Origin of the sequence: Arthrobacter sp. FW306-2-2C-D06B (assembly GCF_021789175.1) — a bacterium.
Classification (GTDB): Bacteria; Actinomycetota; Actinomycetes; order Actinomycetales; family Micrococcaceae; genus Arthrobacter.
Genome location: NZ_CP084560.1, coordinates 1,456,284 through 1,476,718 on the forward strand (window position 1 = coordinate 1,456,284; position 20,435 = coordinate 1,476,718).

Below are 20,435 nucleotides of genomic sequence, written 5' to 3' on the forward strand. Positions count from 1 at the left end.
GCGAATGACTGAATTGAACAACTCCGAACTCATCCGCCTGTCTGCCGCACAGTTGGCCGCCAAGCTGGCCGCGCGCGAGGTCACGTCCGTCGAGGTCACCCAGGCGTACTTGGACCGGATTGCCGACGTTGACGGGCAAGTCAACGCGTTCCTGCACGTCAACGCCGAAGAGGCGCTCGCCGTCGCCGCCGAGGTGGACGCGATCCGCGCCGCCGGCGGTGCCGAAGCCGAAGCGCTGCACGAACTGGCCGGCGTGCCCATCGCCGTCAAGGACCTCATCGTCACGATTGGCCAGCCCACTACGGCCGGCTCCAAGATCCTCGAGGGCTGGCACAGCCCCTATGACGCCACCGTCATCAAGAAGCTACGCGCAGCGAAGATGCCCATCCTTGGCAAGACCAACCTGGACGAATTCGCCATGGGGTCCTCCACGGAACACTCGGCGTACGGCCCCACCCGCAACCCGTGGGACCTGGACCGCATTCCTGGCGGCTCGGGCGGTGGCTCCGCGGCCGCCGTCGCAGCTTTCGAAGCTCCGCTGGCCCTCGGCACGGACACCGGCGGATCCATCCGCCAGCCCGGCGCCGTCACTGGAACTGTCGGCATGAAGCCCACCTACGGTGCGGTTTCCCGCTACGGCGCCATCGCCATGGCGTCTTCGCTGGACCAGATCGGCCCGGTTTCGCGGACCGTGCTGGACTCGGCCCTGCTGCAGGAAGTCATCGGCGGACACGACCCCTTCGACTCCACCTCGCTGACGGACCCCTTCGACACCCTCGTTGCCGCAGCCAAGACGGGCAACGTCACGGGCATGAAGATCGGCATCATCAAGGAACTCCACGGCGAGGGCTACCAGGCCGGCGTCGAGAACCGTTTCAACGAGTCCCTTGAGCTGCTCAAGGAGGCCGGCGCGGAAATCGTCGAGGTTTCCTGCCCCAACTTCAAGTACGCGCTAGGCGCCTACTACCTGATCATGCCGTCCGAGGTTTCCAGCAACCTGGCCAAGTTCGACGGCGTGCGCTACGGTTTGCGGGTCCTGCCCGAGGACGGCCCCATGACGATCGAACGCGTCATGGCAGCTACCCGCGCCGCCGGTTTCGGCGATGAGGTCAAGCGCCGCATCATCCTGGGCACCTACGCCCTGAGCGCCGGCTACTACGACGCCTACTACGGTTCGGCGCAGAAGGTCCGCACGCTCATCCAGCGTGACTTCGAGGCCGCGTTCGCGCAGGCCGATGTCCTGATCTCGCCGACGGCTCCCACCACGGCCTTCAAGCTGGGGGAGAAGCTCGACGACCCGCTGGCCATGTACCTCAATGACGTCGCCACCATCCCGGCGAACATGGCCGGTATCCCGGGCTTGTCCCTGCCTGGCGGCCTGGCCGACGAAGACGGCTTGCCCGTCGGTATCCAGCTGCTGGCGCCTGCCCGCGAGGACGCCCGACTGTACCGCGTGGGCGCTGTCCTTGAATCCTTGCTCGAAGAGAAATGGGGCGGCCCCTTGCTGGACCGTGCGCCTGTACTGAAGGCCCCTGTTCTCCGTTCCAGCTCCACCATCGCCGGAGGTTCCAACTGATGTCTACCGACGCCATCCTCAGCTTCGAAGAGGCCATGGAGAAGTACGATCCGGTCCTTGGCTTCGAGGTCCACGTGGAGCTCAACACCAAGACCAAGATGTTCTCCTCCGCCCCGAACGTCTTCGGCGACGAGCCGAACACCAACGTCAACGAGGTGGACCTCGGCATGCCCGGCGTCCTGCCCGTGGTGAACAAGACGGCGGTGGAGTCCTCCATCAAGATCGGCCTTGCACTGAACTGCAAGATCGCCGAGTACTGCCGCTTCGCCCGGAAGAACTACTTCTACCCGGACACCCCGAAGAACTTCCAGACGTCCCAGTACGACGAACCCATCGCGTACGACGGATACCTGGACATCGAACTCTCGGACGGCACCGTGTTCCGCGTCGAGATCGAACGTGCACACATGGAAGAAGACGCTGGCAAGCTGACCCACATGGGTGGCGCTACGGGCCGCATCCAGGGTGCCGACTACTCGTTGGTGGACTACAACCGTTCCGGTGTTCCGCTCGTGGAAATCGTCACCAAGCCGATCGAGGGCGCAGGCAGCCGGGCACCCGAGCTCGCCAAGGCCTACGTTGCCGCGGTGCGCGAAATCGTCAAGAACCTCGGCGTTTCCGACGCCAAGATGGAACGCGGCAACGTCCGCTGCGATGCCAACGTCTCCCTGCGCCCGCACGGTCGCGAACGTTTCGGCATTCGATCCGAGACGAAGAACGTGAACTCGCTGCGCGCCGTCGAGCACGCCGTCCGTTACGAAATCCAGCGCCACGCCGCCGTTTTGGATTCCGGCGAGCCGGTCATCCAGGAAACGCGCCACTGGCACGAGGACACGCGCACGACGACGTCGGGCCGGGCCAAGTCGGACGCCGACGACTACCGCTACTTCCCGGAGCCGGACCTCGTTCCGGTCCTGGCGTCCCGTGAATGGGTTGAAGAGCTCCGCGCGACGCTGCCCGAACCGCCCGCGGCCCGCCGCAAGCGGCTCCAGGCCGACTGGGGCTATTCGGACCTCGAGTTCCGCGACGTCGTGAACGCCGGCGTCATGGACTCCATCGAGGAAACCATCGCCGCCGGTGCAAGCGCCTCCGTGGCCCGCAAGTGGTGGATGGGCGAGATCGTTGGACGCGCCAAGACGGCCGACGTCGATCCTTCCGAACTCGGCGTCACGCCGGCAACCATCGTGGAGCTCAACAAGCTCGTCGAGGGCGGCAAGATCAACAACAAGATGGCTTCCCAGGTGCTCGACGGCGTCCTCGCCGGCGAGGGCACCCCGGCGGAGATCGTCGAGAAGCGCGGCCTCGCCGTTGTGTCCGACGACGGCCCCCTGCTGGAAGCGATCGACGCCGCACTTGCGGCCCAGCCCGACGTTGCGGAGAAGATCCGCAGCGGCAAGCTTCAGGCCATCGGAGCGATCGTCGGCGGAGTCATGAAGGCCACCCGTGGGCAGGCCGACGCCGGCCGCGTCAAGGAGCTGATCCTGGAGAGGCTCGGCGTCGAAGGCTAGTCCCCACCGACTCCAAACCCAACTAGGTCGCAGTTGTTGTCGTTATGAGCCGTCAAAACGACAACAACTGCGGGGCCCACGCCGCCCGGGTTCCCTGGCCGAGCGAAGCGAGGTTAGGGAGGCGGTGGGGACTAGTTGGGTCTGGATCCACAGCCGTCACACAGCTTCGACGATCATTATGGAGTCATCAGTTCTTTGCTGCCCGCCCCTTACCGGACCGGGGAGGAGCGGAGAGAGGATTCGGCCATGTCCACGATGACTCCGGGGCTTCGCAAGGCCCTCATCGCCGGCGGTATCGCCGTCGTATTGACCGGCGGTGGTGTGGCCGCAGTCTGGGCCGCCGGCCAGATCGTCCCCGCGTACGTAGTGAGCGCGACGCCGACGAGTACAACTTCGCCTGCCTCGCCGTCGCCCGGGGCTACTTCGCCCGCTACCCCGTCGCCCGGCAAGGGCCGGCCGTTCCCGGTACTTCCCCGCGGCCTCGGAGGCCCGGGGATCCACGGTGAGTTCACGGTCAAGAACAACGACGGCAGCTACACGACCCTGGTGACGCAGCGGGGCACCGTGCAGTCCGTCAGCGATTCGAGCATTTCGGTGAAGAGCGATGACGGTTTCACGCAGAGCTACGCGATCACATCGTCTACCACCATCGTCAAGCTCCCCGCCTCCGGAACTGGTACGCAAGGCCGGCGGCCATCGCCACAAACCATCAAGGCCACCGACCTGAAGGCGGGCGACACCGTCGCAGTCTCCGGTACGAAGAGCGGCACCACGGTCACGGCCACACGCATTGTCGGCGGTACGTTGCCCGCAGCGTCCAATGATGGCGGACGACGGCTTGGCTACGGGAGCGTCTCTTCCTGACCCTGCGCCCGCTCGTCTGGCTATGATGCTACTACCGCCGAACCACGCCCGTGGTTCCGCGGCTTAGCCAAGAAGGAGACGAATGCGCCCCACGATCAAGTCCGTGGCGGCGGCAGCCGGAGTTTCGACGGCGACTGTGTCTTACGTGCTGTCTGGCAGGAGTGGCAAAGACGGCAGCAGGAGCGGGTCCGGGGTGGCCCCCGCTACCGTGCTGCGGGTTCAAGAGGCGGCCCTGGCCCTCGGGTATCGCCCCAACCAGTCGGCAAGGGCCATCCGCACTGGCCGAACGAACCTGCTCATGTTGTCGCTCACCATGATCTCTGATCCGTGGGCATTGGATGTCAGCCGCGCTGTTGGTACGGCCGCCGCCCAACGGGGCATTACGCCCATGATCCTGGCCGATACCGACTGGCGGGTGGCACTCAAACGCCAAAACGCGGACGTGACATTCATCGACGGCGCCGAAGAGCCCGGGGATGCCGAACTGCTGGCGCAGGCGGCGAGGCTGCAGCGCTTGGTGGTCTTCAGCGACACCATGGAACCCGAAGGGTTCGACGTCGTGCGGCCCATGGCCGGTTCGTCGTGCGATCAGGCAGTGGATCACCTCGCCGGACGGCACCGCCGGGTGGGTTGCCTGATCTCCTCGACGCATTCGACGAGCACCCTCGACATCCGCTTGGGCGCATACACGCGTGGACTCGCGAAGGCTGGTTTGGAATACCGGGAGGACTACGTCGAGGCGTACGACCGCGACGGACTCAGTGCGTTCGATGCGGCATTGCGGCTCCTGCAGCGTCCGGACCGTCCGACGGCGATCTACGCGACGACGGACTTCGCGGCGATAGCCGCCATCCACGCGGCCCAGCGGCTGCAACTCCGGATTCCCGAGGACGTTGAAGTGCTCGGTATCGGAAACACCACCGAAGGCGAGCGCATGACGCCGTCGTTGACCACCGTTGGTCCTGAGGGCTTTTTCGACGGCCTGGCCGCGTTCCTGCTCGACCGGGCAGAGAATCCCGATGGACCCGCCGGCATTCTGGAATTCCCCTGGAAGCTCATCGTGAGGGACTCAGCGCCCTCGGTGTGAACCACGTCGCCCCGCCGGTGTGAACCCTGAGCCCGCGGGCTGGGCCCGAGAATATCCCCGCAGCGTGTCGAGGGATGTGCCCGATGATCGCGCAACCGCCCTTCGTGCACTTTGATGACGTTTTCTAGCCATAAAAGTTAAGAAAAGATCACTCAGAATCTTGCCTTTAAACGATTAACATGATGTGATCAACTGCACAACACCAGTTGGGTTGGCTGTTCGCCGAATGCGGGCCCGCCCCCGAAGGACCGTCGGTCTTCTGTCCAAGACATCGGAGAATTCTTATGAACCACAACGTGACCCGCAGGTCATTCCTTTCCTTTGCGGCTGCCGGTGCCGCCGTCGTTTCGCTCGCCGCCTGCGGCGGGAACAGTGCCGCCGGGGGTAGCGCAGCCAAGGCCGCCTACGCTGCTCCCGCCAAGGACCTGAGCGCCGAGCTGAGTTACGCCATCTGGGACGCGGCGCAAAAGCCCGCGATGCAGAAGATCGTGACCGAATTCAACAAGCAATACCCGAACATCAAAGTCACCATCGACGTCACGCCGTCGAAGGGTTCGGCCTACTGGACGAAGATCCAGACCCAGGCAAGCAGCAACACCCTGCCGGACGTTTTCTGGATGAATGGCCCGCATATCAAGCTTTATGCGCAAAACAACCAGCTGATGCCCTTGGACGGCCTGGTGTCCGGCAAGGCGGTGGATACAGCCAATTACCCCAAGGCGTTGGTCGATCTATACACCGTCAACGGTGCGTTCTACGGGGTTCCCAAGGACTTCGATACCAGCGCACTCTTCTACAACAAGGCCCTCTTCAAGGAAGCCGGGGTGTCCGAGCCGACGTCCTACTGGACGTGGGACGACGTGAAATCCGCCGGTGCCAAGCTGTCCAAGTTCTATCAGGGCAAGGGCGTCTACGGGTATGCCGGTGACCTCACAGGCGGCCAGACCAGCTACTACAACACCATGATCGAAGCCGGCGGGACCATCATCTCGACTGACGGCAAGAAGTCCGGATACGACTCCGCCGGCTCAATCGCCGGCCTCCAGTTCTGGCGGGACCTCATCGAATCCGGCGTATCTCCCTCGATGCAGCAGTTGACGGATACCTCTTCGAGCGACATGTTTACGTCCAGGAAATTGGCTATGACCATGGACGGCTCCTGGACCGTCGGGCCCGCCCAAAAGGCCCTCGGTGACGATCTGGGCATTGCCAACCTCCCGAAGGGGCCGAAGAGCAACCAGAGCGTGATCCACGGACTCGCCAACGTGATTCCCGCCAATGCGAAGAACCCGGCCGCTGCGCAGGCCTTCGTGGCCTTCCTGGGAACCCAGGATGCCGCCAGGATCCAGGCAGAAACCGGAACCGTCATTCCGGCCTTCAACGGCACGCAGGATGCCTGGGTCAAGTCTGTTCCCTCTGTTGACCTCAGCGTTTTCCTTGAGCTGGCCAAGGATGCTTCGCCCTACCCGGCGTCGGCAAACACGGCCGCCTGGAACGAACTCGAGAACACCTTGCTGCCGCAGGCGTTCGCCGGGACCAAGCCGGTTGCGGATGTTGCCAAGGACCTTGCCAGCCAGATGAATGCCGCGCTGGCCAAAGAATCATGAAAGCCCGGACCCTGACGCCGGCTTCCAAGAGCGGCCGTGCCGCCGAAGCAACAGGGGATCGCCGCAAAGGAAAATCCAAGTCGGATGGCTGGTGGCCATGGTTGTTCGTGGTGCCTACCGTTGCGGGCATCGGCGTTTTCTACCTTTGGCCGATCGTCCAGACGTTCTACTACAGCTTCACAAAGTGGGGAGTCTTCGGCGGAACCAAGTTCATCGGCCTGGACAACTACGTTCGGATGTTCGCGGATTCCACTATTCCGCAGTCGATCTTCAACACGCTGATCTATACGGTCGTCGTGCTGCTGGGGATTCCCATCGCGGTCGTTCTCGCGTCCTTGATCGAGCGTCCCGGCCTGCGCTTCGCAGCCCTGTACCGGACGCTGTACTTCATTCCCTACATCACCATGCCGGCCGCCGTCGGGATCGTGTGGAGGCTGATCTACAACGGTGACTTCGGACCCATCAACTGGTTCCTGGGCTTGTTCGGGATCCAGGGGCCTTACTGGACATCGACTCCGGGGTTTGCACTCCTTGCCGTGGCTACCGTGGGGCTTTGGATGTCGCTGGGATTCAACCTCATCATCATCAGCGCGGGACTGCGCGAGATCCCCAGGGAGCTCTTCGAAGCCGCGGAAATGGACGGGGCCAGCCGGGTCCGCCAATTCTTCAGTATTACCGTTCCGCTGCTGACTCCCAGCATCTTCTTTGTCACGATCGTCACCGTGATCAGCGGCTTCCAGCTGTTCGATTTGCTGTACGTGATGATGGGGAAAGCGAACCTGGCCATGCCGCAGACGCAAAGCCTCGTGTACATCTTCTACAACCAGGCCTTCCTGCAGAACGACAAGGGCTATGCGGCAGCCATCGGCATCCTGATCCTGGTCATCATCGCTCTTCTGACCGCTTTCCAATTCCGTATCCAGAAGAGGTGGGTCAACTATGTCTGAATCGATGCTCTCCACAAAAAGCGGTGTCGAATCGCGACGGATCGGAGCGGCTGAAACCAGCCCATCTCACGCTGGAGGCAAACCCTCGGGACCCTCGGTCCGGGAGGGCACAGGCCGCGGCACCAAAGGCACCAAAGGAGGCAAGCAAGGCTCGAACGTCCTGGCACATTGTGTGCTGAGCATTGGCGGGTTGGCCATGATCTCGCCCCTCCTGTACCAGATCGTCATGTCGCTTTCGACGAACGCCGAAGTCCAGAGCACGCCACCCACCCTGTGGCCCGGCATTGTCCAGTGGCATAACTTCGCGGATGTCTTCACGTCCATGAACTTCGGTTCACAGCTTTGGGTGACGGTCGCGATCACCGTCATCAGGGTGATCGGCCAGGTGCTCCTCTGCTCCATGGCGGGCTATGCCTTCGCGCGGATGCAGTTCCGGTTCAAAGGGCCAATACTGGCCATTGTCTTGTCGATCATCATGGTGCCGTCGCAGTTGTTCCTGATCCCGCAGTACCAGATCATCCAGAACCTGGGTTGGCTGAACAGCATCGCCGGCATCGTGGCTCCGGGCATCTTCAGCGCCTTCGGCCTGTTCCTGATGCGCCAGTTCTTCATGGGGCTCCCGGACGAACTCGAAGACGCGGCACGGCTCGATGGTGCCAATCCGTTCCAGATCTTCTTCCGGGTCATGCTGCCCCTCGCGGCAAACGGCTTGTGGGCACTGGTCATCATTACCGTGCTGTGGTCCTGGAATGACCTCTTGTGGCCTTTGGTGGTGACGTCGACGGCGAACGCCGCACCGTTGAGCGTCGGGCTTTCGAACCTCCAGGGTGAACACGCCAACAATTACCCGATCCTCATGGCGGCATCGCTCATGGCCATGGCGCCAATCCTGATCATGTTCCTGCTCATGCAGAAGCGTGTCATGGCAGGCATCGGCCGCTCCGGACTCAAGTAAGAACCAAGTGGACACCCACGTAGGAAAGGATCGCAGCCCTTGACGGAACAGAACCCGGTCCAGCAGGACGGCTGGTCGTTCGTGCTGGCGGACTCCCTGGAAAAGGTCTACCCGGACGCTCCACCAAGGCCGTTCGACAGGACCATCCCGATGTCCGTTTTCCCCGGTGAGACCGCGTCGATCCAGGTGGCTCTCCGGCCGCCCATGAAACACGACTTTCGGCTGTCGGGGCCGTTGGAAGTTGCAATCGATGGTCCGGCGGCAGCGTTTGCCTCCATTTCACAGGTTGAGCTGGTGCCTTGTTCCTTGGCGGCATTCCCGCAGCATGACGATGGCTATGACCGGGACGCTCCCGGTTTGTATCCCGACCTTCTGCGGCCTGCCCCGGATGGTCTGATCCAGCCCCTCTACGGGCAATGGACGGCTGCATGGATCGACCTCGTGGTGCCATCCGCCGAGAATGCGGGCGATCACGAATTCGGGATCTCGGTACGGGACGCGGAGGGCCGCGTGATCTTCGGCACCACTATCGACGTCACGGTCCTCGCGGCTCAAGCCCCGGAACTGGACATCGTGAACGCCCACTGGTTCCACTGCGACGGCTTGGCGAGCCATTACGGCGTCGGCGTGTTCAGCGAGGAGCATTGGTCGATCATCGACGCCTTCATGGGGTCTGCGGCAAGGATGGGAGCCAACTCGCTCCTGACACCGACGTGGACGCCTCCGTTGGACACAGCCGTCGGGGGAACGCGGCTGCCCACCCAACTGATCGGGATCCGCGAAGACTCCGGCTACCGCTTTGATTTCAGCAAGCTGCGGCGCTGGGTGGGACTTTGTGTCAAACACGGCATCCAGTACGTGGAAATCGCCCACTTGTTTACGCAATGGGGTGCCAAGGCGACGCCGGCGATCTATGTCGAAACCGCGGAAGGCCTGGAACGGCGCTTTGGCTGGGACGTGCCGTCGACGTCGCCGTCTTACCGGGAGCTGATGGCCGAACTGCTGCCCGCACTGCGTTCCTTCCTGGCAGAGCACTGGTCTCTTGACCGGGTCATTTTCCATATTTCCGATGAACCCGAGGGTGCCGAAGCCCTGGCGGGGTACCAGCAGGCAAAGGACGTCGTCGCGGATCTCCTGCACGGGCTGACGGTGGTTGACGCCCTGAGCGACTTTGAGTTCTACCGCAGCGGAGCAGTGCCGACACCGGTGGTGGCAAGCGATGCCCTGGCGCCGTTCCTGGCGGCGGGCGTGAAGGATCTGTGGGTCTATTACTGCGTCGCGCAGGACACCGGCGTCGCCAACAGGTTCATTTCCATGCCTTCAGTGCGGAACCGGGTGTTGGGCCACCAGCTCTTCGCCCTGGCATGTGCGGGCTTCCTGCATTGGGGATTCAACTTCTACAACACAGCCCACTCGCTGGCGCCCGTCGACCCGTTCAAGGACACCTGTGCCGGAGGGGCTTTTCCGGGCGGCGACGCCTTCATGGTCTACCCGGGACCGGATGGGGTGCCGTGGGAGTCGATCCGTTACAAGGTGTTCGCCCAGGCCATGTGGGACCATCGGGCACTCTCGCTCCTGGCCACGCTGGCCGGTCGCGAGGAGGTACTGGCCCTCATCGATTCGAACGGCTCGGGCGGGAGCCTCGCCATGGATAGCTTCAGCTACGACCCCCTTCATTACCGAAGGGTCCGCGAGCTGGTCAACCAGGGAATCGCGCAGCGCGTGGGTCAAACGCGCCAGCGCATCAACGTATCAAGTTAGGAAAGTACTCATGGACCTCAAAGTAGGCATCGTCGGATTCGGCTTGCGGTCGTCGCTGTGGCGCCACGCGCACAAGCCCGGCCACGGTTCGGAAGTCACGGTCGTGTGCGACCTGGGCGAGCGCGGCAGGGCGGATGCGGCCGAGAAGATCCCGACGGCGGTCATCACCGACGATCTGGACGTCCTGTTGGACTCCGGCCTGGACGCGGTCCTGGTCCTGACTCCCGACAGCCAGCACGCCGCCGTCGCCGTCCGGACTCTGAAAGCGGGCATCCCGACTTTCTGCGAGAAACCGCTTGACGTCACGCTGGAGGCGGCCGACCTTATCCTCCAGACGGCCTTCGACACCGGAACGCGCCTCTACGTGGGCCACAACATGCGGCATATGCCGGTGGTGGTGCAGATGCGCGAGATCATCCAGGCCGGGACCATCGGAGACGTCAAGGCAGTCTGGTGCAGGCACTTCGTGGGGAACGGCGGCGACTACTATTTCAAGGACTGGCACGCCCAGCGTGCCAACACCACGGGGCTGCTGCTGCAAAAGGGCGCGCACGATATCGACGTCATCCACTGGCTCGCCGGCGGGTACAGCGCCAAGGTGCAGGCGATCGGCGAGTTGGCCGTTTATGGGGGCGTCGCTTCCCGCCGGGACAACACGGCGCGCCGGATGGGTGATTGGTTCTCCGTGGACAATTGGCCCCCCACCGAACAGACGGACCTCGCCGAGACGATCGACGTCGAGGACATCTCGATGATGAACATGGTCCTGGACAACGGGGTGCTCGCCTCGTACCAGCAGTGCCATTTCACCCCGGACTATTGGCGGAACTACACGGTGATCGGCACCAAGGGCAGGATCGAGAACTTCGGTGACGGGGCCGGCGACCAGATCTATGTATGGACCACCCGGACAACCTCCGGCTTCGCCGAGCCCGACCAGAAGGTGGAGATCCGCGACGGAGAAGGCGGCCATGGCGGTGCGGACCCCTTGCTCATAGCTGAGTTCCTGCGCTTCGCCAAGGACGGGGGAACCACGGCGACTTCGCCGATCGCGGCCCGGGAGGCCGTGGCCGCCGGAGTGCTTGCCACCGAGTCCCTCCGCGGCGACGGTTGCGCCCGCGAAGTTCCGGCGTTGCCAGAAGACCTCGTGGAGTACTTCAACGCAGGCCAGCCGGCCCGGGTCCGGGAACTCTAGAGGCCGCGCCCAACTGACTCGCATTTGTTGTCGTTTTGAGGCCCCATAACGACAACAAATGCGAGTCAGTTGGGTTGGGAGGCGCCAGGTGAGGTGCCCCCGGCGAGTTCGGTCATGACGGTCTGCAGCGCTTCGCAGACCGTCATGACCGATTTCCGTTTCAGGGTTTCCGGCCGCGCCAGGATGTCGATCTTGCGCACGGAATTCACCCCTGCCAGCGGTCGCAGCACCACGCCCGCGTCCAGTACCCGCTGGGCGGTGAAACGTGGGAGCAGGCCGATCGCGCCGCCGTCGGCCACGAGGGAGGCCACGGTGGAGTAGTCGTTGATGCGGTGCAGGACATCCGCCGGGCGCCCGCTGACGGCGACGACGGCGGCCAGCACGTCCGCGGGGGAGTAGCCGGCGCGGCTGGTCACCCAGGGCTGCCCGACGACGTCGGCCGGCCTGAGTTCGCGTCGCGCCGCGAGCGGGTGCCCGGCGGGCAACGCAACGTCGAGCGGTTCGTCGGCGAGCGGGATCACGGCGACCTTGTCGGTGGGCCAGCCGGGGCTGTGCTCCATCCGGTGCGCCAGCACAAGGTCATAGCGCGCGGCCAGGCCCGGAAAGTCTTCCTGGGCAACGTCTTCGTCGGCGAGCTTCACGCGGGGAACGCTGTTTTCCGGACCCGCGTTGCGCGCGGAGGTCAGCAAGGCCGCGAGCGGAGCGAACAAAGCCTGACCCGCGCTGTGGAAGGCGCTCACGGTCACGGTGGAGCCCGGTGAGTCGTGGTACGCGCCGATGGCGGCCCGGGCGTCGGCGAGCGCATTCACGACGGCGGCTCCGGCGTCGGCGAGGACCCGGCCCGCGTCGGTGAGCACCAGGGCGCGGCCTTCCTTGCGGGTCAACGGCACGTCCACCGACTTCTGGAGGAGGGCGAGCTGCTGGGAGACAGCCGAGGGAGTGACCATGAGGGTCTCGGCCACGGCCTTGACACTGCCGAGATCTCCTAGTTCCCTGAGCATTTGGAGCTGATGTACTTCCATTTAGCAAATGCTAAATCGTTGATTGAGAAAAACCTAGTTGTGCTAAACCGTCCGTGGGGTTTCAATGAAGTGAAACGGCACACAAACGGCCCAGTCCCTTGAGTTAGGAAGACCCATGAAGGCTCTCTACAAGTCCGGTCCCCACGCTGGTTTTGAACTCGTCGAACGGCCCGAGCCGGAGGCAGGTCCCAGCGACGTCAAGATCCGCGTCATGACCACCGGTATCTGCGGAACGGACCTGCACATCCAGTCCTGGGACGCGTGGGCGCAGGGCATCATCGAGACTCCGTTGATCGCGGGGCACGAGTTCTACGGGGAAGTTGTCTCCGTCGGCGAGGATGTCCGGGACGTCAAGGTCGGCGACCGTGTCTCCGGCGAGGGCCACGTGGTCTGCGGAATCTGCCGCAATTGCCGTGCAGGCCGCCGCCAGATGTGCATCCACACGGTATCCGTGGGCGTGCAGCGCGATGGTGCTTTCGCGGAATATGTTGTCATCCCGGAGACCAACGTCTGGGTCCACCAGGATCCTTCCATCACTCCTGAGCTCGGCGCCATCTTCGACCCCTTCGGCAACGCCGTCCACACCGCACTGAGCTTCCCCCTCGTCGGTGAGGATGTGCTCATCACAGGTGCCGGCCCCATCGGACTCATGGCAATCGCCGTCGCGCGCCATGCCGGTGCCCGCAAGATCGCCATCACGGACGTCTCCGCGCCCCGCCTTGAACTCGCCCGGAAGATGGGCGTGGACCTCGCCGTTGATGTCTCGAAGATGCGCGTCAAGGATGCCCAGCTCGAGCTCGGCATGCGCGAAGGATTCGACATCGGCCTGGAAATGTCCGGGCATCCCACGGCACTGCCTGAGATGATCAACAACATGAACCACGGCGGACGCATCGCCATGCTTGGCTTGCCCAGCCAGTCCATTGACATCGACTGGGGCAAAGTGGTCACACACATGCTGACCCTCAAGGGCATCTACGGCCGCGAGATGTACGAAACCTGGTACGCCATGAGCGCCATGCTGTCCTCAAACCCCGTACTGCACGGCCACATTTCCGCCGTCGTCACGGATAAGCTGTCCGCCACCGACTGGGAAAAGGGCTTCGAAATCGCCCGCGCCGGCACCGGCGGCAAGGTTGTCCTCGACTGGACCGAAATCTAAGACACCGTAAAGTCCTCCCCAAGACCCCAGTACCAGAGACCCCAGCACCAGGAGCCACCATGTACTCAAGCATCAAAGACCAGCTGCAGGGCGAACTTGAAGAGATCCGAACCGCGGGCCTCTTCAAAACCGAACGCCACATTGACTCGCCGCAGGCCAGCCACATCGCCGCGGGCCAGCTCGGCCAGCCGGCGAACACCGTCCTGAACTTCTGCGCCAACAACTACCTTGGCCTGGCAGACCACCCGGACATCATCGCCGCAGCCAAGTCCGCCATGGACGAGCGCGGCTTCGGCATGGCATCCGTCCGCTTCATCTGCGGCACCCAGGACCTGCACCTCGAACTCGAGGCGCGTGTCTCACAGTTCCTCGGAACCGAAGACACCATCCTCTTCTCCAGCTGCTTCGACGCCAACGGCGGTGTCTTCGAGTCCCTGTTCGGGGCCGAGGACGCCATCATCTCCGATTCCCTGAACCACGCCTCCATCATCGATGGCATCCGGCTCAGCAAGGCCAAGCGCTTCCGCTACGCCAACCAGGACATGGCTGACCTCGAAGCCAAGCTGATCGAGGCCTCGACCGGCGAGGCGCCGGCCCGGCGCAAGATCATCGTGACGGACGGCGTCTTCTCCATGGACGGCTACCTTGCTCCGCTCGAGGCGATCTGCGATCTCGCGGAAAAGCACGACGCGCTGGTCATGGTGGACGATTCCCACGCCGTCGGCTTCATGGGAGCCACCGGCGCCGGAACCCCGGAACACGCGGGTGTTTCCGACAGGATCGACATCTACACGGGTACGTTCGGCAAGGCCCTTGGAGGCGCCTCCGGCGGCTACGTCTCCGGCCGCAGCGAAATCGTCGCCATGCTGCGTCAGAAGGCGCGCCCGTACCTGTTCTCCAACTCCCTGGCTCCGGCAATAGTCGCAGCCACCATCAAGGCCATTGAGCTGGTCCAGGGTTCGGGCGAGCTCCGTTCCAGGCTCTTCGAGAACGCCGCCTTGTTCCGCCGCCGCATGAGTGAGGAAGGCTTCGAACTGCTCGACGGCGAGCACGCCATCATTCCAGTGATGTTCGGCGACGCCGTGGCGGCCGCGAAGGTCGCCGACGAAATGCTCCACCACGGAGTGTTCGTCACGGCATTCAGCTACCCCGTGGTGCCCAAGGGAGCTGCCCGGATCCGCGTGCAGCTCTCGGCCGCACACAGCTCCGAGGACGTCGAGGCGTGTGTCGAGGCCTTCGTGAAGAGCCGCGCCGCCGCGGGGCTCTGAGTTCCCATGATCCTCACCATCCTGGGCGGCGGGGGATTCCGGGTACCCCTGGTCTATTCAGCACTGCTGTCTGACCACGGGCCCGGCCGGGTCACCGAACTCAGGCTGTTCGACGCCGACCCCGCGCGCCTGGGCGTGGTGGCGAGGGTCCTCGCCGACATGGCCGAAGGGGTGCCCGGCGCACCCTCAGTGGGGATGTTCACGGAGCTCTCCGAGGCCTTGCCCGGCACCGACTTCATCTTCTCTGCGATCAGGGTGGGCGGACTCGACGGGCGCGCCGCCGATGAACGCATTGCCCTGGAGCATGGGGTTATCGGGCAGGAGACCGTTGGCGCCGGCGGGATTTCCTATGCCCTGCGGACCATTCCCGTGGTCCTAGACATCGCCGAAGCCGTGAAGAAACATGCTCCGCACGCCTGGTTCATCAACTTCACCAACCCGGCCGGGGTCATCACCGAGGTCATGACGCGGGTCCTCGGCAACAAGGTGGTGGGGATCTGCGATTCGCCGGTGGGACTGGCCAGGAGATGCCTGCTCGCAGCCGGAATCCACCGCGGAGCGGCAGCCTTTCGGGACGGTACCGTGCAGATCGACTACATCGGCCTGAACCACCTGGGCTGGCTACGCGGGCTGGTCGTCGACGGTGAAGACGTCCTGCCGCGGCTCCTCGCCGACGACGGCGCCATCGAATCGTTTGAAGAGGGCCGGCTGTTCGGCGCTTCGTGGATCAAAGCCCTCGCCGCGGTTCCCAACGAGTATCTGCATTACTACTACTTCAGGCGGGAAGCGCTCGACGCCGACCGGCGCGCCGAAACCACCCGCGGCGCCTATTTGGCGAGGCAGCAGTCGTCCTTCTACAGCGGGCTGGCGGAAGCGAACGACGGCGGTGCGTGGCCCGCCCAGGGTGTCCCGTCGTCGAAATCGGCCCTCAGGCTCTGGGAAAAGACCAAGCTCGATCGCGAAGAGACGTACATGCAAAGCAACAGGGACGCAGCCGGTACGTTCGAACGCCAAGCCGAGGATCTGGTATCCGGCGGCTACGAGGCCGTAGCCTTGGCGATCATGCGTGCCATCAGCCAGGGCGAAACGGCCGGACTCATCCTGAACCTCCCCAATAACGGCACCCTGGCAGAACTCGACGCCGACGCCGTCATCGAGGCGCCCTGCCTCGTGGACGCAGGCGGAGCCCGCTTGCTCCCGGCCAAGGCCCTTCCGGACTACGCGCGCGGGCTCGTCGTCAACGCCAAAGCGGTGGAACGCGCCACGATTGACGCTGCGCTCACGGGTTCCCGGCGCTCTGCCTACAAGGCGATGGCCATGAACCCGCTCGTGGACTCGGTCAGGGTGGCAGAAGCGCTCCTGGATGACTACATCGGCCATTTCAAGGAGCTCCAGTACCTGCGCTAGGTCCCCTTCACGGGAGCCCTGTCCCAAGGGGGATCGGAGGCCTAGTATCTGCAGCATGGACAAAGATGCAGCACAACGTGTAACCGAGGTGTTGGATTCGCAGCAATGCTGGAATCTCCTGAGGGGCGTGTCCGTCGGAAGGCTGGCCGTGTGGCTTGGAGACCACCCTGACATTTTTCCGATCAACTACACCGTCGACCAGGGGACAGTTGTCTTCAGGACGGGAGCGGGCACAAAGCTCGCCGCGGCTCTGGGCGAGTTCCCGGTGGCCATGGAGGTGGACGGCGTCGACCCGGACACCGGCGTCGCATGGAGCGTCGTGCTCCATGGCAAAGCGGCGCCCATCAAACAGCTCGACGACGTCATCACCTCGTTCTCGCTGCCCCTGTTTCCTTGGGAATCCGGCAAGAAGGACCATTTCGTGCGGGTTCCCGCGGATTCGATCTCCGGGCGGCGCTTCACCGTCACGGAACCGCTCACATGGTGGACCCCCTACAGCGGCATCAAGCCGTCCGCGTCGGAATAGGCGGCGCCGGCCCCGGTCGGCGCCGAGCGCCACTCGCATCTGGGCGTATGCGCTGACAGGATGGGGGCATGGCTGCGAATTATGATGTGGTAATTGTCGGTGGAGGCATCGCCGGGTTGTCCCTGGCGTCAGCGCTGGCAGGCCAGTGTGCGGTAGCCCTTGTGGAAGCCGAACAGACACTCGCCTACCACACGTCCTCCCGCTCAGCCCGGCAGCTTATCCCAAGCTACGGACCCGCCGTCGTACAGGAACTCACCGTCCGCACGCTGGAGCTGATGGCAGCCCGCGATGCAGCGTTGCCGGTACCGGTGCTGGAACCGCGCTCGTTCATGTTGGTGGGCGACGAAGCCACGGTCAAAGCAGAAGCCAGCGGGCACATGCACCCCATCACGCACGCCGAAGCCCTTGAGCTGTGCCCGGCGCTGAATCCCGGATCCTTCACGGCCGCAGGCCTGGACACGGGCTCGTTCGCCTGTAATGCGCCCGTGCTGTTGGAAGACCACCGCCGACGCGCCGAGGCCGGGGGAGTGGATATCATCACCGGAGCCCGGGTCCATTCTGCCCAACGGCTCGGTTCCGGCTGGCAATTGGGCGCCGGGCTGGAAGGTTTCCAGTCCGCCGTCGTCGTCAACGCAGCAGGTGCCTGGGCGGACGAACTCGCGGTCCTCAGCGGCGTGGAAAAGCTGGGCTTGCAGCCGTTCCGGCGCACGGCGGCAATCGTCGACGTCGAACGCCCGCTTGCGCCAGGCACCCCGATGGTCGCGGCAGCGGATGATTCCTTCTACTTCAGGCGCGAGGGGGAGCAAGTGCTCATTTCGCCTTCGGAGACGGTGCCGAGCGGACCTGAAGACTCACAGCCGCGGCCCGGCGACGTGGAAGAGCTTGTGGCCCGGCTGAATTCAATAACGTCCCTGGGCATCCGTTCCGTGGCCAAAGCCTGGACCGGGCTGCGCACTGAAGCTGCCGACGGGGTTCCGGTGGTGGGTTTCGACGCCGAGGCTCCCGGCTTCTTCTGGCTTGCGGGCCAGGGCGGTTACGGTTTCCAGACCTCGTCCGCCATCGCCGAACTTGCGGCCGCGGAGATCCTGGGTTCGGGGATCGCAGCCTCCGCACCGGGCATCAGTCCGGCATCCCGGACACCGAGGGAGCTGGCAGCGGCCCGTTGGTCGATCCGCCGATGAACAATAGGTTCATGAGCGGGCAGACGAGCACACTGATCAGCAACATCGGCGAACTGATGACCCAGGACGCGGAGCATCGCGTTCTCACGGACGCCGCCGTGGTGATCGAAGGTGAGCGGATTTCCTGGATCGGTCCGGCGTCGGAGGCTCCCGCGGCTGACGAGCACGTGGACGCGGAAGGCCGCGCGGTGCTCCCGGGATGGGTGGACTCGCACTCGCACCTGATTTTCGCCGGTGACCGCACCGCCGAATTCGAGGCCAGGATGGCCGGCCAGAGCTACAGCGCCGGCGGGATCGCTGTCACCACGGGCGCCACCCGGGCCGCGAGCGACGAGGAACTGACCCGGCTTGCTGCCGGGCGCGTGGCCGAAGCCGTCTCCCAGGGCACCACCTATCTCGAGAGCAAGACAGGCTACGGACTGGACCTCGAGAACGAAGCGCGCAGTGCACGCATCGCGGCAGCGACCGTGGATGAAGTCACATACCTCGGCGCGCACTTGGTTCCGGCCGGAGCAGACGCCGAGGCATACACGGACCTTGTCTGCGGTCCGATGCTCGACGCCGTCCGCCCGTTCGTCAAGTGGGCCGATGTTTTCTGCGAGCGCGGCGCTTTCACCGAAGAACAGTCGCGCCGCGTCCTGACCGCGTGCCGCGATGCGGGCCTGGGCCTGCGTGTCCACGGCAACCAATTGGGCGAGGGGCCTGGTGTGCGGCTGGCCGTGGAGTTCGGCGCGGCCAGCGTCGACCACGTCAACTACCTTTCAGCGGCTGACATCGAAGCGCTCGCCGGAACCTGGAGCGGTTGGGATGCCTCTACCGGAACGGGCACGCGCGGCACGGTTGCCACCTGCCTGCCCGCTTGCGATCTTTCCACCCGCCAGCCGCTCGCCCCGGGCCGTGCATTGATCGACGCCGGGGTGCAGGTCGCCTTGGCCGCGAACTGCAATCCCGGCACCTCCTACACGAGCTCCATCGCCTTCTGCGTCACCACGGCAGTGCTGCAGATGCGCCTGAGCGTCCACGAGGCCGTCCGGGCAGCCACGTATGGCGGTGCACTGGCGCTGGGCAGGGAGTCAGGCGACGACGTCGACGGCGAGCGGGCGGTGGGTTCGATCGCCGTCGGGCACCGCGCCGACCTGCACATGCTCAAGGCGCCGTCGGCGACGCACCTCGCGTACCGGCCGGGTATCCCGCTGACTTTCGCGGTGTGGCGGGCGGGCGTCCGCGCGGTCTAGCGGCACTCTCGAGTCAACAAGGCAGGGCCTCTCCAGATGGAGGGGCCCTGCTTTTTCTTTGGGCGCGTCGAGGCGCCGCCGCGATCCTTGTGCGATTGAATATGATCGTTTAGTGTTTATATGGATCATAAAACGTCAAATGGTTGAGCGTTGAAGAGTGCGTCGAAGAAGCGCGGACAGGAATGGTAAGTGCGATGAGTAACAACACCCTCGGGGCCTTCATGGAAGAAGAGCTTGTTTCGCAGCCCGAGGTCTGGAAGCGGGCCATCGGGCAATGCGAACTTGAGCAAGCCAAGGAATGGCACCTGCTTCCCGCCGACGGTGAGCGGATCGCCGTCGTCGGCTGCGGTACCTCGTGGTTCATGGCGCAGAGCTATGCAGCTGCCCGCGAAGCCGCGGGCAAGGGCGTCACCGATGCATTCGCGGCGTCAGAAGCCTTCCTCAATCACAACAGCGCGGGCCGCGATTACGACGCCGTCATCGCCATCACCCGTTCCGGCACCACCACCGAGGTACTTGAGCTCCTCGAAGCGCTTCGTGGAAAAGTCCGCACTATCGCCGTGATCGGCGACGTGAATTCACCCATCACCACCCTGGCCGACGCCGTGATCGGCCTTCCCTACGCCGATGAGAAATCGGTGGTCCAGACCCGCTTCGCCACGACGGCCCTGGTGTACCTCCTGACGAGCCTCGGCATCGAACTCGGCTCGGCGATCGAGGATGCCCGTACGGCCGTGACCGAAGCTGTTTCCCAGGAGTTGCTCGACGCCGAACAGTTCACCTTCCTCGGTACCGGCTGGACCGTCGGCCTGGCCCACGAAGCCGGACTCAAGATGCGCGAAGCAGTGCAGGGCTGGACCGAATCCTATCCGGCGATGGAGTACCGGCACGGTCCCATTTCCATTGCCGCCCCGGGCCGGGTGACGTGGATCTTTGGCCCGCAGCCCGAAGGCCTCGACGCCGACATGGGCCGCACAGGCGCCCTCTACGTCAACACCGGCAAGCATCCGCTCGCCGAGCTGGCCCGGGTCCATAAGGTCACCCTGGAGCGGGCGCGCGTGCGCGGCCTCAACCCCGATCTGCCGCGCAATCTCACGCGCTCTGTTGTCCTGAACGCCACGGCCTAGGCAATCC

General features: G+C 64.4%; 17 protein-coding genes. 16 read left to right on the forward strand and 1 reads right to left on the reverse strand.

Annotated features, from left to right (window positions below):
• The first annotated feature begins 4 nt into the window (after nucleotides 1-4).
• The 9 genes from gatA to LFT47_RS06890 all read left to right on the forward strand — a co-directional run bounded on the left by gatA (nucleotide 5) and on the right by LFT47_RS06890 (nucleotide 11,500).
• The gene (gatA, locus tag LFT47_RS06850; protein ID WP_236816478.1) at nucleotides 5-1,576 is read left to right on the forward strand and encodes an Asp-tRNA(Asn)/Glu-tRNA(Gln) amidotransferase subunit GatA; all 1,572 of its coding nucleotides are present in this window, start codon (nucleotides 5-7) and stop codon (nucleotides 1,574-1,576) included.
• Nucleotides 1,576-3,084, forward strand: coding sequence for an Asp-tRNA(Asn)/Glu-tRNA(Gln) amidotransferase subunit GatB (gene gatB, locus LFT47_RS06855; protein ID WP_236816480.1), 1,509 nt, complete (start codon nucleotides 1,576-1,578; stop codon nucleotides 3,082-3,084). The genes gatA and gatB overlap by 1 nt, the downstream gene beginning before the upstream one ends.
• A gap of 246 nt (nucleotides 3,085-3,330) precedes the next feature.
• The gene (locus tag LFT47_RS06860) at nucleotides 3,331-3,948 is read left to right on the forward strand and encodes a hypothetical protein (RefSeq protein WP_236816482.1); all 618 of its coding nucleotides are present in this window, start codon (nucleotides 3,331-3,333) and stop codon (nucleotides 3,946-3,948) included.
• An 82-nt stretch (nucleotides 3,949-4,030) separates the two neighbouring features.
• The gene (locus tag LFT47_RS06865; RefSeq protein ID WP_236816484.1) at nucleotides 4,031-5,035 is read left to right on the forward strand and encodes a LacI family DNA-binding transcriptional regulator; all 1,005 of its coding nucleotides are present in this window, start codon (nucleotides 4,031-4,033) and stop codon (nucleotides 5,033-5,035) included.
• Nucleotides 5,036-5,319: 284 nt separating this feature from the next.
• Nucleotides 5,320-6,642, forward strand: a complete 1,323-nt coding sequence (locus LFT47_RS06870) for an extracellular solute-binding protein (RefSeq protein WP_236816486.1) — start codon at nucleotides 5,320-5,322, stop codon at nucleotides 6,640-6,642.
• Nucleotides 6,639-7,589, forward strand: coding sequence for a carbohydrate ABC transporter permease (locus tag LFT47_RS06875; protein ID WP_236816488.1), 951 nt, complete (start codon nucleotides 6,639-6,641; stop codon nucleotides 7,587-7,589). Before LFT47_RS06870 ends, LFT47_RS06875 begins: the two co-directional genes overlap by 4 nt.
• Nucleotides 7,582-8,544 carry a carbohydrate ABC transporter permease gene (locus LFT47_RS06880; RefSeq protein ID WP_236816491.1) on the forward strand — a complete coding sequence of 321 codons (963 nt, stop codon included), beginning with the start codon at nucleotides 7,582-7,584 and terminating at the stop codon, nucleotides 8,542-8,544. Before LFT47_RS06875 ends, LFT47_RS06880 begins: the two co-directional genes overlap by 8 nt.
• A gap of 39 nt (nucleotides 8,545-8,583) precedes the next feature.
• Nucleotides 8,584-10,305, forward strand: a complete 1,722-nt coding sequence (locus LFT47_RS06885; protein WP_236816493.1) for a DUF4091 domain-containing protein — start codon at nucleotides 8,584-8,586, stop codon at nucleotides 10,303-10,305.
• A 10-nt stretch (nucleotides 10,306-10,315) separates the two neighbouring features.
• The gene (locus tag LFT47_RS06890; protein WP_236816494.1) at nucleotides 10,316-11,500 is read left to right on the forward strand and encodes a Gfo/Idh/MocA family protein; all 1,185 of its coding nucleotides are present in this window, start codon (nucleotides 10,316-10,318) and stop codon (nucleotides 11,498-11,500) included.
• 65 nt (nucleotides 11,501-11,565) lie between these two features.
• Here the strand turns inward: LFT47_RS06890 and LFT47_RS06895 are convergent, their stop codons facing one another.
• Nucleotides 11,566-12,522 carry a LysR family transcriptional regulator gene (locus LFT47_RS06895; protein WP_236816503.1) on the reverse strand — a complete coding sequence of 319 codons (957 nt, stop codon included), beginning with the start codon at nucleotides 12,520-12,522 and terminating at the stop codon, nucleotides 11,566-11,568.
• A 115-nt stretch (nucleotides 12,523-12,637) separates the two neighbouring features.
• On the opposite strand from LFT47_RS06895, the gene tdh reads away from it, so the two are divergent.
• The 7 genes from tdh to LFT47_RS06930 all read left to right on the forward strand — a co-directional run bounded on the left by tdh (nucleotide 12,638) and on the right by LFT47_RS06930 (nucleotide 20,428).
• Nucleotides 12,638-13,684 carry an L-threonine 3-dehydrogenase gene (gene tdh, locus LFT47_RS06900; RefSeq protein WP_236816505.1) on the forward strand — a complete coding sequence of 349 codons (1,047 nt, stop codon included), beginning with the start codon at nucleotides 12,638-12,640 and terminating at the stop codon, nucleotides 13,682-13,684.
• Between the two features lie 59 nt (nucleotides 13,685-13,743).
• Entirely contained in the window at nucleotides 13,744-14,952 is a 1,209-nt protein-coding gene (locus LFT47_RS06905; RefSeq protein WP_236816507.1) for a glycine C-acetyltransferase, read from the forward strand.
• 6 nt (nucleotides 14,953-14,958) lie between these two features.
• The gene (locus tag LFT47_RS06910) at nucleotides 14,959-16,359 is read left to right on the forward strand and encodes a 6-phospho-beta-glucosidase (RefSeq protein WP_236816509.1); all 1,401 of its coding nucleotides are present in this window, start codon (nucleotides 14,959-14,961) and stop codon (nucleotides 16,357-16,359) included.
• Nucleotides 16,360-16,414: 55 nt separating this feature from the next.
• Nucleotides 16,415-16,885 (forward strand): pyridoxamine 5'-phosphate oxidase family protein, encoded by a 471-nt coding sequence (locus tag LFT47_RS06915; RefSeq protein WP_236816511.1) that lies wholly within the window; start codon nucleotides 16,415-16,417, stop codon nucleotides 16,883-16,885.
• 68 nt (nucleotides 16,886-16,953) lie between these two features.
• Nucleotides 16,954-18,066: an NAD(P)/FAD-dependent oxidoreductase gene (locus tag LFT47_RS06920; RefSeq protein ID WP_236816513.1), complete on the forward strand. Its 1,113-nt coding sequence runs from the start codon at nucleotides 16,954-16,956 to the stop codon at nucleotides 18,064-18,066.
• Between the two features lie 11 nt (nucleotides 18,067-18,077).
• Nucleotides 18,078-19,301, forward strand: a complete 1,224-nt coding sequence (gene hutI / locus LFT47_RS06925; protein WP_236816515.1) for an imidazolonepropionase — start codon at nucleotides 18,078-18,080, stop codon at nucleotides 19,299-19,301.
• A 194-nt stretch (nucleotides 19,302-19,495) separates the two neighbouring features.
• A complete protein-coding gene (locus LFT47_RS06930; protein WP_236816517.1) occupies nucleotides 19,496-20,428 on the forward strand; it encodes an SIS domain-containing protein in 933 nt (310 codons plus the stop codon).
• The last annotated feature ends 7 nt before the right edge of the window (nucleotides 20,429-20,435 follow it).